Raw genomic sequence first — 15,171 nt, 5'->3', positions numbered from 1 at the left:
CATATCTAGAATGTGCTCCGTAATATACCTGTAGACTTCATTCTAATAATCATGAGCAGACTTCATTTTCCTTAGTTCAATTTGACACTCTTAATTTCCTTACAGAGAAAATAAGATCATTTAACAGCCTCATAAAGAGCGCTCATTGCAAAGCTAATGATTTGGTTTCTAGCTTGCTTACCTCCATCCTTTGATACATCGATGATGGCATCAATTAACGTTCTTTTCTTTTCAGGGTTAAGCGGATCGGGAAGGCTCTTCATCGTTTCAATGGCTTTATGAGTGAGTTGTGTTCTCCCTAACGTCCAAATGCTACCAATTGCTCCATCGGTTTTGATATACCCTTCATTTTCAAGCCAAACAAACAATTCACTGCAAATTGTCCATTCTTTAGGGATTGGAGTGGAAGGAGTATCATATAGGCTATCGGTATCAAAGATGACTCCAGTAACTTGTTGAGCATCGATAGTAATCCGAACTGGCCAAGACTCATACAACGTGACAAATAATGTTGCTATCTGCCTTTCCGCTAACTCAGGGTTAGAAATGGGCTCTAATTGAGACATTATTTATACGTATCCTTAACGTGGAGTTTCACTTTTTCAACGGCTCGAGCAATATCTTTTGCTCGTCCTTTAACCGGTATTTTGGCTCCCGACGCCATCAATAGCATGGTGCTATTTTCTAAATCATAGACGGCATCTACTTGATTAAGGTCAACAAAAACTCTCTTTTCAGTCCCTCCATCTCCTTTAAACTCTTTTATTATTTTCATTGCTTCCTCACTTTAAAAGGTTGCTCACCTTTTGCATTTTGACGATTAAGTAATTTTACTAATTGAAGGCGCACTGTAGATTTTTCGGCTTGATAGTTTTCTAAAGTTGCACGTACATCTTGCAAAAGCTCACTCAAGAATCGTTCATTTTCAGTCATGAATTCCCCCTACGAACTTTTCCTAGTGCCGTTAGAGTAACCGCAAGGGACACGTACATTATCAATATGGACATTGCACCATACGTTGTGTCATATTCTCCGACACTTAACCCAACAAACAGGGATATTGCCATGAGCAAAAGCGTCACTAATTTAGATTTAATTGAAAAAGGCATCGGCTTTCCCTCGCTTAATAGTTAACTGCTAGTTCTCGCACCAATTGAGTTTGATTTTCTATCTGCTCCTTGACGCTTGTAACACGATTTAATGCTTCCATAGCTCTATCGTCCCTAAACTGCTCAATACGATCATCATTGCCAAAATAGCTTGCAGAATGTTCAACAGCCTGGTCATATTCACGTTCAAGCACTTGCAACTCATTAATGAGTTCTGTCAGCTTTTGATTCGCAGTATTAAGCTCAGTAGCCTTCTCATTACTCATAATTTTTCCTACTTGATTAATTTCTTCGTATAAGCCCGTTTAGGGCGCATTCTCGCAGAGTGTAATTCCTCTGCATACATTCGACCTTTACTCGTAAGTTGCCACATGTTTTCATTCTCTCTCGCTGAAGCATTTAACAACTTATCTTCATTCGCCTGGTACACTAAATAGCCATTGACTACCAATGTCCTTAAGCCGACCAAGAAGTTATTAGGGGCTAATTCTCTACATAACGACTTGCTGACCTGCTTACGTAGATAGCTAGTATGCACCGGAATATGAAGACCATGATTGAGTTCGATATAGTATATCGTCAACATCGCATTCTTTTGTTGTGCGCTAATCCTAATACTCAAAAGAAACCTTAATCATACTCATATGAACATAAGGTAAATTATACATCAATCCTTAATCATATGGGTATGATTAAGGATATAATAATTCATGTATCTTGAATGAGGTCAGACCTAACTTTAAGCTCCATCCACTTTGAACCTCTAGGTGTAATTTTTACGCAAGAGAATCCTAGCTGCTCCAAAATTCTAACCATTTTAACTGATGGCTCCAGACACCTAGCAAATACTGTTTTTTTAGTAGGCAATTCACTCAAAGCCGCAGATATTAGTCTCTTGGTATAGCCCTTTCCTCGGTGTTCTTTGGCTATCACAACAGACATAATTTCAACATTCTCAAACACCAATGTACTTCTGCAAAAGTCACCTGACTGTTTTTCTGATAGCTCAATGAACCCGACTTTTTCTCCTTTTCCATTTTCAAATATAAAATAAAAGTTAGTTAAGGCTGTTACTTTTCCATGAATTAACTTAGGGCAAATTTTATTATTAGCTCTCAGAACCAATGACTTTTTAAATTGCTCATACTCAAAGTCGTCTAGAAAAGCAGCTGTAAAATGACCGTTCTTTGCTTCGGAAGATAAGGAGCTCAACACAAATTCGACATCATTGATTTGCATAAACCTGTATACTAAATTTGTAGGCCGTATTCTGGCTAGAATACGTTTTGTCGCGTTCAGGTATGCGTTATATTTTTTATTAAGCATATTTTCCCATTAACTATTTAGTAAACATAGAGCGTAAGCTTTCTAGCTCCGCCTCACTAGTTTCAACCACTGGCTTAAGGCCAAGTGAATCCACCATTTCAAGCCATTGGTGAGAATCCAACTCATCGCCCATTGCATCCATGTGGTCTTTATCTTCTTCAGGAACGGTCATTACTAAATAGAACTCATCACCTATATTGCCTACAACATCTTCAATATAGATACGATGCCCGCTACTTTCAGATACGTAAACTGTATCGGGCATAGGTCGATTTTCTATCAATGCAGTAGTGTTACCCTTATCATTAGACGGCGGAAGAAGTACTTCATGATCAAGAAAAAAGTATGTCATAAAGCCTGTCTCGTCTTCGGTATAACCAACTACCTTTTCATTTTCCAGTAGGGCGAACTGTGCAGCCAACGCAGCCTTATCTCCTTGTGGCATTAAGCCAATATATTCATCTTCTGATAAAACCGCGTGCATCGTTTGCGATCCTTCTGTTCCCACAACGTATACCTGGCCACGTTCCAGTGATTTGAATATATCCAAATACTTCTGCTCACTTTGAATGTATTCAATCAACAACGGTTTCACACCATCAATAACGTTTTGTGTTGGTGCTGGCGAGTAGGACTTAGATTTAGTTTTACTCGCCTTCGCTTTCTTTCTCGCCTGACGGCGCTTATTCTTCTGTACCTGCCTAACTGACATTTTTCTACCTCTTTTTGTTAACTAGAAATTTGGTAAGCGACTCCAAGTTTATTGAAAAGTCCAAAAGTTTTTAAAGTATTATCGAAAGATGTGGTAAGTGAACCGTTAATTAAATATAAAACAAAACGTAACATTATCTCCTTGACCATGTTCCGAATTTTGAGCCTTTCTATAGCTTCGAGCCTCCGCACAACAATATGGTTAACTATCTGACAGAGCAGATTATTTAAAAAAGCAAAACCTCATTAATTCTCGTCATAAATGAGTTTTGATATTGAAAATTTAGCGGTTATCGCAAGAGTCTGGTCACTTCCCCATATAGATTGAACTGTAGTCATGGTATGTATCCTAGATAGCGGCAGTATTGCCTTAAGTTCTGAGTTAGTTTTAAAGCTTCATACATTCAACCTTTTCTCTTTGTAATTTCTGCAATAGTTCACTTCTCCTTCATCCTCAATTAATCGATCCATTGCCTTGTTGCGCATACCAGGAGTACACCCAGAAATGGTAAACGTTTTATATTTCCCGTCGTCGTATGCGATCTCGACTTCTGCACAATAGACAGTCCTTGTTTTTACGTTACTTGTTTGACCCATGATCTTTAAATCTCACTTTTGCATGCAAAATTGAGAGCCGCTTAAACGACCCCCATCGCTTTACTTAATAACGTTTAGTCCACTCAAGGTATTCACACTCTCCCCACTGAGCCGCTTTATAATCTGGGGAGTTCTTGACCAACATGTTGGCCACTTTACGTGTTAGCGTCTTAAAGTACTGCCAGGGTGCACGCTTATCACACGCAACTTTTCCATCTTCCGAACAGTGATAGATCAAATATTCAATCGCTTTCAATGTTTCCGCGATCTGTTTTAGATCCGATTTCGGTTCGTAGTTATGAGGCTTACAACGACAATCACGATGTTTGTATGAGCGGAATGGTTCAATGGATTCGTGCGGATAACGTACGCGATAGGCACGATGATTGGCTACGTGGAAAAGACGCATTAAGTTGGTCGCACCTTGAGTAGAACAACCAAAATAAGGGTCATTATCGAGGGACGCTAGAAAACCTTTTAGATCTTCTGAGCCATCCAAGCGAGCGCTATAAGCAAGAGAAAGTAGGGAATCTTTAAGGGTAGCTAAAAAGCGGTCTGAAACATATGAACATGACATGATGTAGTCTCCAAAGTAGCGGCAGTATTGCCTTAAGTTCTGAGTTAATTTTAAGGCCTTACACATAAAAAGTCAATATGAATTTACAATATAAAGGGATAGGCCCGAAGGGATAAGCGAAGCGAAAACTTAAAACGACCAACAACAAAGAAAAGCAAAGCTACCGCACACCAAATGAATTTTAAGCGCATGGCGGGGCGTTGCCTAACGTATCGCACTCGCCAGGTTTACTCTGCGTGAGAGCCTTATACAGCGCCCACAAGAGCCCGACCGCACCTTACAGAATGAGCGAAGCGACAAGCAATCTAGCAACAAAGAATTAAGCTATTTAATAGGTGTGAATACAGCGCATGTGATAGGGATTGTTGACCTGGAACTTAGAGCCACAGCAAGCTTGCTTGCTTATAGTGGCTCAAGTTAGCGGTTAGAGGAACGCAGTGACGGAAAGCCCGACCGCGAAGCGGTATCACCCAAGTCAATCCTGAACAATCTTAAACTCAGATCGTTTAACTTTTGCATCAATGGCCCGATTATATTTTTCAAGACGCTCTATTTGCCCCTTGTATCTTTCATCGACTGTACCTACAAAAGCCGCATCGAGCTTTGAAGTCAGATCAGCTAGTCTCGCTTCAGGTTCATTTATTAACTCTCCAGAGTACGTCCAGGCACCGAGAACCCAAGTAATCACACGTTCTTCTAGCTCTCGTTTAAGAGTATCAACATTGTAATCTCTCATTCGTCGAAAATGCTCTTCATCATGAGTTACCACACCACTGGAATCCTCAACATCTAAATCGTTGAAACTAAGCGTGTAACCAATTCGTAGGTCATTCAACATACATAATAGGTAGAAGTGATTTCTAGAAAAAGTCGTGAGAGGGTACGAGCCTGAGCCTTTAATGTATGCAATAGAAAGCTTCTTAGCTAAAGCCTGTCTAGCGTCTTTAGCTCGTTTTCTTTCTTGCTCGTCTCTAAGTCGTTTCTCTTTAAGGTGAGTGAATTTATATTTAACACTATCCAGGGCTTCTCTAGCTTTTTCGATAGCTTCAACTTCTTCATCACTAAACAGCGACTTAGTATTTCGGTCTCCTAAAAGCTCCTTAGCTAAACCATTACTTAAACGCGTGAGCGCGGTTTGCTTTTTCTTGGCCTTATCTGAATCCCAATATTTAAATAGTTCTTCATCCATAATAAATCCCTTGAATCTGTACTTATCTGAAAACGCTTAACCCTTTTGTAGACATACGCCAAAAAATCTTTGCCGTATTTCTTTGATAGTTATCACCAATAACAACCTTGCCATCTTTATCCAACACTCTGCGCTCAATAAAACCCGCATCGAGTAGGAGATAGAGCACCTTATGAGAGTTGCTAAGACTCGGTACATTAAGCAGTTGTTCTTTCAGTGAATTTGCCTCATAAAAACAGGTTTCATCATCTGATTTCAATCGTTCAACCTTGCCATTATCCAAGTCTAGATGACAAAGATTCATGACCGTTAAAAGCTGAAAGCAAAGCGATTGTCTAGGCAATTGAGAGAGCTCATGTAAGTGCTTAATTCTTTGTTCATATGAAAAACTCATGACGGATTCTCTTGTTTTTGTTTTTTGATGTCATTCACTGCATTGACGCAAACCTTAAGCCACTGAAAACCTAATTCACCTTCTAGGTTAGCAGGGAGGCTTTGACTCAGATCCTCATAACTTGGTGTATCACCACCAAACTCACGAACGTAAAAGGCCAACATTACAAACCATTCACTGTTTTTCGTAGGAGTCCAGTTTCTAGCCATAAGGCAATAGTATGCAGATTTAGCGATCCATTGGGGTAGGTGCTTATATTTTTGAGGTTGGTAAACACGATTGCGCAACCAATCCGCGCTCATTGATTCTTTATCAGTGAGCGATTTGGATTTAGCCATTTCAAACAGCATACGAGCGCTAAGTTCGCGGTCTTCACGTTGCTCTTCAACGGTGTTAAAAAACGCCACAACTAATGTACGGTATTCATCTTTAAGAGTTTCATTGTAGTTATTCGTATTCATCTGAGTTCTCTTTTTGTGCTTGCTTGGCAAGTTCTAACCACTCGCCTAATAACGCTTTCCAACTTTCATTGATTGGGTAGTCATTCAAGAGGAGAAAGCGAGCTGCAATAGCTTTTTCAATATCAGTATTTGGCAACCAATCAAGTTCAATCAACAAATCAAAAGTGGCCCTACAAGCCCATTGAGGAGCACGACTTTCAATAACCCAAGCTTTCATTACTTCACCTGGGGGTGGGGGCCTATGAGCAACATAGGCCCGTTCAACCGCTCTAGTCGTTATTTGTTCAATGGCTTGAGTAGCGCTGCCTTCAAAGTTTAGTGAGTACAACTTAATTAGGTTGGCTCGATGTGTATTCACGACTCGAGCCAGCTTCTTTTTATTAGTGGCCATGCTCTATCAAGTGATACCCAATCACTGAGATATCTCTGGCTGGTACGGTCAATTTCCCAGGACTAGCATCAAGTACAATAACGATTTGGCCACTTTCGGCTTGGCCATTGAGATCAATGAAGCCTTGCTCCCCCTCAAACGATATTCTTATTCCATTATTTTTCGGGGTAGGGGTAGCACCAGATACTTTCGTTTGAGTGACTTCATTTAAAGCCGCCTCATTCGTAACTTCTTGATGTTCAGGGGAGGGTTGTTCTTCATCAACTGGTTTTGATTTAGCCTCTTTCTTAGAAGCCTTTAGGCTTTTTACAAGCTCTTTAGCTTCTTTACGTGAAACAGGGGATTCAAGAAGTTTCTTTGTTTCTACCTCACTGAGTTCTCCTGCAATACGTAGAGAGTTGACGGTATCAACATCACGGATAATGCCATTGTGATAAGCAAGTTCAATATAAGGAGGGCATTGAGCCGCCTTTCGAAAAGCGCTAATACGAGACTCAGATAAGCTCACAACATTGGCTAGATCTTTGTTCTCAACAATCCCTTGCTCTTCCATTAGCAGCTCTAAAGCGCGGCCCGTTTCAAAAGGAGTAAGGTCGTTTCTATGAAGGTTTTCTGATAGTTGCGCTAACACGGTTCCCGCGTCACGCACCAAACATTCTACGTGAGTAATTTTGTCACTCAGGTTGGCCGCTCTCCAACGACATTCCCCCACTTGTATTTTGTAGCCACGAATATCTTTATGAGTCACAACGATGGGTTGAATCTGGCCGATGTCGTCCATGTTTTTAGACAGTTCGGCAATGTACTCTTCATCAAAGAATTTACGTACCTGTTCGGATGAATAGATGTCCTCTTTAGGGATCAGAACAACGCTCTCACCAGGTTTTACCTCGTTGATTTCTTCATCGAGCAACGATTTAGACTTATTGCTCATTAAAGATTTAAAGTCTTTCTTACCACTCATGACAACGCCTCCGCTTTCAATTCAAACTCTTGCATCAAAGCATCGATGTTGATGTATTCAGCTTTTTTCGCGTCATACTCAATAATGCTTTGCTTGAACGCTGAGGCTTCTGAAACTCTAGTTGTATGGATCACCTGAGTCTTGAATACCAGGTCGCCATAATCCTCAGACAACTTGGTAGCGAAATAATCTTGCAATTGAGTTGGGACTTTTTTCACCATGTTTAGATACATACCTAATACAGATACATCTAAACCATAAGTGTTTTTGATACGCGCTACAGACTTAAGAATTTTCGATACACCTTGAAAACTGTCTTCTTCTGCTGTGGTAGGAATTAATAAACCATCACACGCGATAAGGGCCGAGTATTGCAGGTTTCCAACAGAAGGGGCGGTGTCGATAAATACGTAGTCGTATTGTTCAGACAATTTATTGATGTTGTCAGCAAAGAAGCCAATTTCATCGTTTGTACAGTTGTTAAGACTGCTGATGTTGAAAGTAGCACCAAAGATATGAAGATTTGAATTGAGTTCGACAGGCTCACCATAGAACTCTTCATCGAAGAATGAAATGACATTCGCCTCACCGACTTTTCGAGTGATAGAGGCGGGTTTCGCTTTGCTCTCGTCATTTTGGTCAAAATACTTATCCGTCAAATTACATTGCGGATCCATATCTACAACCAACACTTTTTTACTGCGCACATGAGAAAAGTAGTAAGCCAAGTTAACAACAGTAGTCGTCTTACCAACTCCACCTTTTTCATTACCGATCGCGACGATTTTACCCATTAGTATTACTCCTTTGAGACTGGCGTTAACGCCTGATTACAAGGTTAATACTACGGATAAGCCAATAAAAAGTCAATAGGGAAAAACAAGATTTTGCATGCAAAATTGATCGGTCATAATTTACACACAACTTCAGGGGTAACTACCGAATAACTTATGAGATCTTTTACCAAATACCAATTATCGTGATAAGCCTCTCTAAGATGTTAACGCTACTTTTCTGATAAACTAAGGCTTCAGTTATCTAGATAGAATAAGCTCATGAGTCGGAACCTTAAACACTATCAAGCCCTTGATGAACTTGTAACAAATTCACTTCTCGGACTGTATTGCACGATGAGTCAGCAAGGCGGATTTTGGACAACTAAAAGAAGAAACGAGCTGTTAGTAAAGTTCATCAAACCAAAAGTAAAGCGCCCTCAGTTTTCGACATGTAAAAATGAACTAAAGACAATGCTCAGTATTGGCCGCAGTGGAACAGGTAACCTTGAAGAAAAGCTATGGGATATCAATCGACTGAATCTCGAGTATCAAGCCAAATTTTCACAGGCTGACGAACTCTCTATCATGTTAACGGAGTTATTTGAGCAGTATCAATTCCCATCGATGCTGGAAGATATAGAAAAAGAGATTGAACGAGACACTCTCTACATGAAAGAAAAAAGCGTAGAGCAAGGATTTGATGAAGACAGCAATCAAATAAAGCCATTGGCCATGACAGTGAAAACCCATCGGTTGAAATTATTAATTAAAGCACTGCAAGCCAAAGGGATTTATCGCGTTGAAATTGTTAGTGAAGATAAAGATGAAGTCATTCACCTTTTACTGCATCGTGAAAGGTAAGGGGACACTACTAAGGAGAGTGATTACTTCTATAAACATTTTGCTCTTAGTTAATATGCTCACGAAAACAAGCACATCTAGTAAGAGCAGGGGGGCTCTAGTCTATTTTTTTAACAATAAGAATAGATACAGTAGGGTGGTGCTCTACAACTTTTATAACACCTCCACTGCTCCCATTTTCATGATCCCAATAGACTGTATCGCCTTTGCCTACTGGATTAGCAAAATACGCAATAGTCCCTTCTGAACGCTCTACATCTTCACTATCTTGGCTAACTATTATGAAATACTTAAATTTGTCAGTCATTTTTGTTTTCGCTCTCGTTAAATGTTCCAAAAACAGTGATTAAAGCATCAACAAACTCACCGGCTTTAACTTCACCAAGAAAACACGGTTTGAAGGAATCTGTAACCATATATTTTTTCTTAGCAGGAACGTAGATCATCGAATCTGGATTAGCCGCTAAATAGTATTGAAAGACCTTACTCACCTTTTGACGGCCTAAGCCCAAATGACGGTAAATATCTTTACTGGTAACGTGACCATTGAGCATTAGCTTTGCATCAATCAGTTTTAATACAGCATCATCAAGTAATGGACGTGACACGATTTTTCCTCGTTAAATAATCTCAAAATCAATTCTACATTGGAACGATGTCGTAATGAGTCCATATCTTAGATTGTTCTATTTTTTCAATCGATTGTTCAATGCGATTTCTTAATAAATGTTTATCATCCAATTCATCCGAGTAAGCTTTCAAGGCATGCACTACATTAGGATATTGAGTGCATAACGAACCACTGGCTTGAAGTGCATAAAGATGAGGGTGAGCCAATCGTGGATGAAACTCAAATTTAACGTTATAACCAGCCATCTTTAACCGATGTCTTATGGTTCCAGAACGCAGAGTCCTAATTTTTATCTTTGAAAAAATCAGTTCCGCTTCCTTACGATTTTTTTCCTCGAAAATATCGTGTACAACTACTTCGTTTAAACCAAAGTCTAAATAGTCATCGCTATAAATAACTTGATCACAAATAAAAAATAGTTTTGCCAAGTGCTCTAACCTTTACTTTCTAAACTATCGGCAATTTCGCGGAGTTGCCTGACCCATTCTGCTTTAGAGCCGCTTTTAAATAACACTCCGTCAAAGCATTGCTTCAACGAAAAACAAGAAAGTGGGAGCTCTGGCGATAGGGACACCATTAAAACATCGGCCTGGTAATCATCAATCATAACCGTAGGCTTAATTAGACACGTTAATCCCTTCGGATTAATTTCACTGTTCATAATAAATTATCCCTCGCTAATTAGACTTGCCGCTGGCTGTTACTGTACCACGCGACCATTGAATAAATGTGGTCGAACTAATTTTCCATTTTCTTATTTTTCGCATACTTTCTCTATTAGCAGCGTCTTAATGTTTTATCGTGATACTTCATTGTTGCCGCCCCTATAGACAATGTGCTAACAGCAAAGAAAGCAAACCAACGATAATTTAGATATTTAGTTACGGCTGACAATGCATCCGTTGGTACTGGTGATGTCCACGTAATAATGAAACTAATAACGCTACTTAACATAAGAGCAACGGTAATAATTATTCCAGTCTTAACTTTCCAATCAAAAAATTCAAAAATCATGTTCTCCATTCCCTACGATATGAGATCAATTTAACGTCATGACAAATACTATACATACTGATGTATAGAAAGCAAACGACTTGACTTAAATAACGTCATGACAGAAAATAAAAATCATGAAAATTCAAAACGGCAAAAGAGGGCGACCTAAACAGGACGTAACTCTTGATAAAAAACAAGAAATTCGATGTACAGAGAATGATAAAGCGCTGTGGAAACTTGCAGCCCAAGATCACGAGTCGGTTAGTGAATGGGCTAGAGAAATCCTTACGCGAAGCGCTAAGAGGAAGGTTAAGGACAGTTAATGACTTGGAAAGGTTTCACTATTGAAGGCGACTTTTATGACTTAACCCATCTACAAAGTACCTCTCATGACATCGAGGTTGATGGTAACTCAGTAAAACTACATGTTAGTTACGCCAATCACTGCTTTACTGATGAGAAAGAAAATGGGCCAATACTTTTTAGGCAGGAAGGGCGATACTGGTGTCATGAGAGATACCAATGCAGCATAGAACTTCCGGATCTCATCAAAAATAAGCTTATCGATAACTATGCTGTGCCTTACATGACCAAGAAAGGCGAATCCTATCATTACATGGAAGCATTTGATTACGCTATCTTCTTTAGTATTTCTAAACCAAATGGCACTACCAATGAATTGAAACTTAGAGTCAATTCAGCTTATGAGGTGGACGACTGGGGTAAAGGAACTCTACCGAAGGGTAAAGCCAAGCGTGTTAGCTGGATACTTTCACAACGACTTCAGGGAAAGTCGGTGCTTAAAAGAAAGTAGTAGATATGAAAAAAGCACCCTAAAGGTGCTTTTAACAAATAAAAAATCTGGTCTGGTCTTTATCTTGGATTATCCTGTTCACTGACTAGGGGAATCGCTTCCGACACCAACACCCTCAAAGAGAGTTCCAGTATGTGTTGACACCCCTAATATTACGCAATAGCGTATCAATTACCAATAGATTTTACCTATCAAAAAATCAAATCCCCCCCCCCATATTCCTATCTAAAAAGCCATATCAGCAATTGTTAGTATACTCACAGTATTTGTATCTGGGGTTTTGTGCCCATTTCAGAGAAAAGTCCAATGTGAGTCGCCAGCTCTTTATTTATAAGGGCTGAATGCTGGGGTATGTTTCTTGGACCATCTCTTATAGCGTCAATGCTGTTTGGTAATTAAGATACGACAGAATCGCTCGGTGATCACTCTTGAAACCAATCATCTGAAACACGTTTTTGGACAAAAATGCGTTATGATAAATAGAATATTAGCAATTAATGAATAACCTCAAGTATTGAAAAACGGCTTTGGGAGAGCTAGCGCATGACGTGTACATACGCTAGCAGGGTGGCTTGTGCCAAGAGCTTGAAAGATAATTTAATCACACAAGCTAGGGTCTAAAACATACGTCCGACTTGAGGATTTTAATGTGACTTCTTGTTCAGAAGTACATTCAATATAGTCATTTTGCTTTATTCTCTCTCTCGTGTTGTTATCTAACCATATGGCAGAGGCAATACAACTTAATACTATTATCGCTACAGTATATAGCCCTGTTTTTGTCGAAAATGGTACTTTTAGTAACAGCTCTGTTGAACTGTGTAGCATCGCTATGGGAATGATCGCTATAAAACCAAATATTAGAAGGCCTACAAAAGAAGCTACATTGTTCACTAAACCTGCTAGTTTTACTTTAGGAATGATACCGATTGAGTTGTTAATGCTAATTAACTCATTAATTGAGCTGTAGCTTAACCACACCATAAAAACCATAAGAGGCCAACTAGCCATCACTTTAAGCCAACGTTTTATCTTTAGCCTTCGGTTAAATTTTTCATTAGAAAGCATTAATAGTTTTCTCTACTTGACTCTTCATCGGTTCCGTGAATTTAAATTGGTCATCTAGTTTAGATATTTCCTTTCCAACAATAAACGCACTAACAGCGAAAATACCAAGTGTTAGAGCGGTTGGCACAACAAGTACCGTACTTAATGTTGCGACTCCCAGAATAGTTATTCCTTGAGCGATAACTCCTGCGGCAATGCCCTTAGATATATCCGCTGTAAATTGGCCGACCACTTCACCTAGCGTTTTTTCATCATGTAAAATGTAGTCAACTGCATTAACCGCACCACTAAACACAAGCTCTACATAGATGTTGCCTTTCAAGAAACTGACATTGCTTTGAACGGTATTTAGGGCGTGACCAATTTTAAGCAATTGTGGTGTTGCTTCTTGCCAACGGATACCTAGGTCTAAATATTTAGGCTTGTAGTTCTCAACCACAATATTCATTACACCATTGATATTGACAGCTTTAGCGGTTGCCCCCCAACCGCCAAGTTCTTTAGCGACCTCATAAGCGCCTTTAAGCCCCATACCTACGCCAGTGTAGTCCTTGCCATTCGAAAGCTGTCCATGCGAGTCTTTGATGAGCAAGTCTAAATACTCGTTACCTTCTTCAACAGTCAGTACCGCAATACTCACGTTCTCTTGTCGAGAGGTGTCCCACTGATATTCTTTAGCTTGCTTTTGTAAATCATCGTTCCATTCTTTTTCTGTTAGGTCGTAAGCTTGTTGGGCAGCTTCGCGTTCAGCAAGAACACGCTCTCTATTTTCAGCCCATCGCTTCTCATCGCTCGCGGTATATCTCAGCTCTTCCTGACGTTCTCGATGTTGACGTACTGCACGTTCTGTTGTGGTTTCTTGTCTTTCTTCTGGGGCTACAGGAGCGGATTCATATCTCATAGAAGTCGATTTTGCTGATAAATAAAAAGGATAATAACAATATTTTCAGTTAGTTATCATCATCAAGAAGACAACTTGATGATTTAACTAGTTAAATAGTTAGTTTGCAGAGAAAACAAGCATAACGAAGGGGAGAATCGTGTTGAGTTGCATTCTGTCGGGTAACTTTTTATAGGGTAAACGTACATTAACAGGATGTGAGTGAGTAAAAGGTCTAGATTACAATGGGGCAGATCTGAGCTAGCTGGCACTTTTTGAGAAAAGTGCCACGAGTAAAACTTCAGGTCTATGAAGCCTCTGGACATTTCTGTGTCAGTGGCTTTGCTAAATTAGCAATTTATGAATAACTACAGGTATGGAAAGTCACTAACTTGGTGTGCAGTATTGACGGAGCAAATCATATTTAATCAATAGGCTGAAATATGACATCATAAATAACATCATTCTCGAACGTGCAAAGGGTAAGACCTTCTTCAGAATGGCTTCCTTGAACTACAGCGTTACCTTCCTTATCCCACACACTACTTTTACCTGCCGTATGCCAACCACCAGTTTCACCAAGAAAATTTGAGAGTAAAACAGGTGCTTTTATCTGGGTTGCTATATGGGATAGCAGCACACTATCTTGGGGAAAGCCCTCCTTTGAAATAAGTGCACTTACCAAATAAATAGCAGCTTTTTCGGTAATAGCATCAGACTGATGGCGTGGTTCAGTAAAGTCTGCACATACAGCCAATGCAATCTTGTTCTGATTGATATTGAAGAAATAGTTTTCGGAACCCGCAACACAGTACTCACTTTCTCCTTGGTGTAGGTACTGTTTTGAGTAGAAATCAACGTCTCCATTAGGATGACAAATAATTGCGCCAATATATGGCTTCGGTTGTCCACTTTTTATAGGGCATCCAGCGATAACAGCAATGCCATTTGAAACAGCAAATTGAGACAACTCGTGAACATGAATTGAAGACATGTCTATCGCTAAACCTTCCAGCAATGAGGGTTCATATCCTGTCAAAGATAACTCTGGGAAAGTAATGATGTCAGCCCCCAATCGTGCGGCTTCAGAACAAAACTTTTTATGGCAGTCTAAATTTTCTTTGATATTTCCTTTTACTGCCTTGTACTGCGCTAAAGCAATCCTAACTTTACCTAACCCCATACTTTCCCCTTATAATATCGTAACAAAAACAATGTACTATCATAAAATTTTGCTTGGTACTAGCATTCAGAGGTTATTGATGAGATCTAACACTTTGTTGCGCAAAACTTTACACTGAAAGGTGACCAGACATAAGAAAGCCTAAAGCAAATCAACGAGTACAATTTGCTACTAAGTAATAACGATAACGTGATGTATGGAATCCACTCCCTCCTTAGCAATCTAGACTTAGGAGTGTGAGAA

General features: G+C 39.6%; 23 protein-coding genes. 2 read left to right on the top strand and 21 right to left on the bottom strand.

The features are described 5' to 3' along the window. Positions 1-116: 116 nt before the first annotated feature. From AB6E85_RS21375 to AB6E85_RS21315, 13 genes are all read right to left on the bottom strand, one after another. Positions 117-566, bottom strand: a complete 450-nt coding sequence (locus tag AB6E85_RS21375; RefSeq protein ID WP_372144146.1) for a hypothetical protein — start codon at positions 564-566, stop codon at positions 117-119. Next, the gene (locus tag AB6E85_RS21370; protein ID WP_372144144.1) at positions 566-775 is read right to left on the bottom strand and encodes a hypothetical protein; all 210 of its coding nucleotides are present in this window, start codon (positions 773-775) and stop codon (positions 566-568) included. The genes AB6E85_RS21375 and AB6E85_RS21370 overlap by 1 nt, the downstream gene beginning before the upstream one ends. Then, a complete protein-coding gene (locus tag AB6E85_RS21365) occupies positions 772-933 on the bottom strand; it encodes a hypothetical protein (RefSeq protein WP_372144142.1) in 162 nt (53 codons plus the stop codon). The genes AB6E85_RS21370 and AB6E85_RS21365 overlap by 4 nt, the downstream gene beginning before the upstream one ends. Before the next feature lie 190 nt (positions 934-1,123). Beyond that, positions 1,124-1,375: a hypothetical protein gene (locus AB6E85_RS21360; protein ID WP_210457379.1), complete on the bottom strand. Its 252-nt coding sequence runs from the start codon at positions 1,373-1,375 to the stop codon at positions 1,124-1,126. Positions 1,376-1,817: 442 nt separating this feature from the next. Next, positions 1,818-2,348 (bottom strand): GNAT family N-acetyltransferase, encoded by a 531-nt coding sequence (locus AB6E85_RS21355; protein ID WP_210457381.1) that lies wholly within the window; start codon positions 2,346-2,348, stop codon positions 1,818-1,820. Between the two features lie 100 nt (positions 2,349-2,448). After that, a complete protein-coding gene (locus tag AB6E85_RS21350; protein ID WP_372144139.1) occupies positions 2,449-3,147 on the bottom strand; it encodes a hypothetical protein in 699 nt (232 codons plus the stop codon). 660 nt (positions 3,148-3,807) lie between these two features. Continuing rightward, entirely contained in the window at positions 3,808-4,320 is a 513-nt protein-coding gene (locus AB6E85_RS21345; protein ID WP_372144137.1) for a hypothetical protein, read from the bottom strand. A 475-nt stretch (positions 4,321-4,795) separates the two neighbouring features. Beyond that, positions 4,796-5,509: a hypothetical protein gene (locus AB6E85_RS21340; RefSeq protein WP_241910380.1), complete on the bottom strand. Its 714-nt coding sequence runs from the start codon at positions 5,507-5,509 to the stop codon at positions 4,796-4,798. 22 nt (positions 5,510-5,531) lie between these two features. Next, the gene (locus AB6E85_RS21335; protein WP_372144135.1) at positions 5,532-5,903 is read right to left on the bottom strand and encodes a hypothetical protein; all 372 of its coding nucleotides are present in this window, start codon (positions 5,901-5,903) and stop codon (positions 5,532-5,534) included. After that, positions 5,900-6,364, bottom strand: coding sequence for a hypothetical protein (locus AB6E85_RS21330; RefSeq protein ID WP_210457386.1), 465 nt, complete (start codon positions 6,362-6,364; stop codon positions 5,900-5,902). Before AB6E85_RS21330 ends, AB6E85_RS21335 begins: the two co-directional genes overlap by 4 nt. Further along, on the bottom strand, positions 6,351-6,581 hold the full coding sequence (locus tag AB6E85_RS21325; RefSeq protein WP_241910382.1) for a hypothetical protein: 231 nt from the start codon (positions 6,579-6,581) through the stop codon (positions 6,351-6,353). Before AB6E85_RS21325 ends, AB6E85_RS21330 begins: the two co-directional genes overlap by 14 nt. A 163-nt stretch (positions 6,582-6,744) precedes the next feature. Continuing rightward, the gene (locus AB6E85_RS21320; RefSeq protein WP_102579676.1) at positions 6,745-7,719 is read right to left on the bottom strand and encodes a ParB/RepB/Spo0J family partition protein; all 975 of its coding nucleotides are present in this window, start codon (positions 7,717-7,719) and stop codon (positions 6,745-6,747) included. Beyond that, positions 7,716-8,513 carry a ParA family protein gene (locus tag AB6E85_RS21315; protein WP_372144132.1) on the bottom strand — a complete coding sequence of 266 codons (798 nt, stop codon included), beginning with the start codon at positions 8,511-8,513 and terminating at the stop codon, positions 7,716-7,718. The genes AB6E85_RS21320 and AB6E85_RS21315 overlap by 4 nt, the downstream gene beginning before the upstream one ends. Positions 8,514-8,774: 261 nt before the next feature. On the opposite strand from AB6E85_RS21315, the gene AB6E85_RS21310 reads away from it, so the two are divergent. Then, positions 8,775-9,356, top strand: a complete 582-nt coding sequence (locus AB6E85_RS21310) for a DUF2913 family protein (protein ID WP_372144130.1) — start codon at positions 8,775-8,777, stop codon at positions 9,354-9,356. A gap of 97 nt (positions 9,357-9,453) precedes the next feature. On the opposite strand, the gene AB6E85_RS21305 is transcribed toward AB6E85_RS21310, so the two are convergent. The 5 genes from AB6E85_RS21305 to AB6E85_RS21285 form a co-directional block, all read right to left on the bottom strand. Continuing rightward, positions 9,454-9,663 (bottom strand): hypothetical protein, encoded by a 210-nt coding sequence (locus tag AB6E85_RS21305; protein WP_016787191.1) that lies wholly within the window; start codon positions 9,661-9,663, stop codon positions 9,454-9,456. After that, complete coding sequence (locus AB6E85_RS21300) at positions 9,656-9,964, bottom strand: hypothetical protein (protein WP_102481738.1); 309 nt, start codon at positions 9,962-9,964, stop codon at positions 9,656-9,658. The genes AB6E85_RS21305 and AB6E85_RS21300 overlap by 8 nt, the downstream gene beginning before the upstream one ends. A gap of 34 nt (positions 9,965-9,998) precedes the next feature. Continuing rightward, the gene (locus tag AB6E85_RS21295; RefSeq protein ID WP_372144128.1) at positions 9,999-10,415 is read right to left on the bottom strand and encodes a hypothetical protein; all 417 of its coding nucleotides are present in this window, start codon (positions 10,413-10,415) and stop codon (positions 9,999-10,001) included. A 5-nt stretch (positions 10,416-10,420) separates the two neighbouring features. Further along, positions 10,421-10,648, bottom strand: coding sequence for a hypothetical protein (locus tag AB6E85_RS21290; RefSeq protein WP_017098129.1), 228 nt, complete (start codon positions 10,646-10,648; stop codon positions 10,421-10,423). Positions 10,649-10,764: 116 nt separating this feature from the next. After that, on the bottom strand, positions 10,765-11,001 hold the full coding sequence (locus AB6E85_RS21285) for a hypothetical protein (protein WP_017098130.1): 237 nt from the start codon (positions 10,999-11,001) through the stop codon (positions 10,765-10,767). A gap of 304 nt (positions 11,002-11,305) precedes the next feature. Here AB6E85_RS21285 and AB6E85_RS21280 point away from each other — a divergent pair, with 304 nt between their 5' ends. Then, positions 11,306-11,797, top strand: a complete 492-nt coding sequence (locus AB6E85_RS21280; protein ID WP_017098132.1) for a hypothetical protein — start codon at positions 11,306-11,308, stop codon at positions 11,795-11,797. 597 nt (positions 11,798-12,394) lie between these two features. Here AB6E85_RS21280 and AB6E85_RS21275 read toward each other — a convergent pair. The 3 genes from AB6E85_RS21275 to AB6E85_RS21265 all read right to left on the bottom strand — a co-directional run bounded on the left by AB6E85_RS21275 (position 12,395) and on the right by AB6E85_RS21265 (position 14,928). Then, positions 12,395-12,865, bottom strand: coding sequence for a hypothetical protein (locus tag AB6E85_RS21275; RefSeq protein WP_372144126.1), 471 nt, complete (start codon positions 12,863-12,865; stop codon positions 12,395-12,397). Beyond that, positions 12,855-13,766 carry a hypothetical protein gene (locus AB6E85_RS21270; protein WP_372144124.1) on the bottom strand — a complete coding sequence of 304 codons (912 nt, stop codon included), beginning with the start codon at positions 13,764-13,766 and terminating at the stop codon, positions 12,855-12,857. Before AB6E85_RS21270 ends, AB6E85_RS21275 begins: the two co-directional genes overlap by 11 nt. 403 nt (positions 13,767-14,169) lie before the next feature. Further along, entirely contained in the window at positions 14,170-14,928 is a 759-nt protein-coding gene (locus tag AB6E85_RS21265) for a carbon-nitrogen hydrolase family protein (protein WP_368084184.1), read from the bottom strand. Positions 14,929-15,171: the final 243 nt, after the last annotated feature.

This window comes from Vibrio sp. 10N.247.311.51 (assembly GCF_041467855.1).
GTDB classification, from domain to species: domain Bacteria; phylum Pseudomonadota; class Gammaproteobacteria; order Enterobacterales; family Vibrionaceae; genus Vibrio; species Vibrio coralliirubri.
This window is presented reverse-complemented; position numbering and strand designations above follow the sequence as displayed.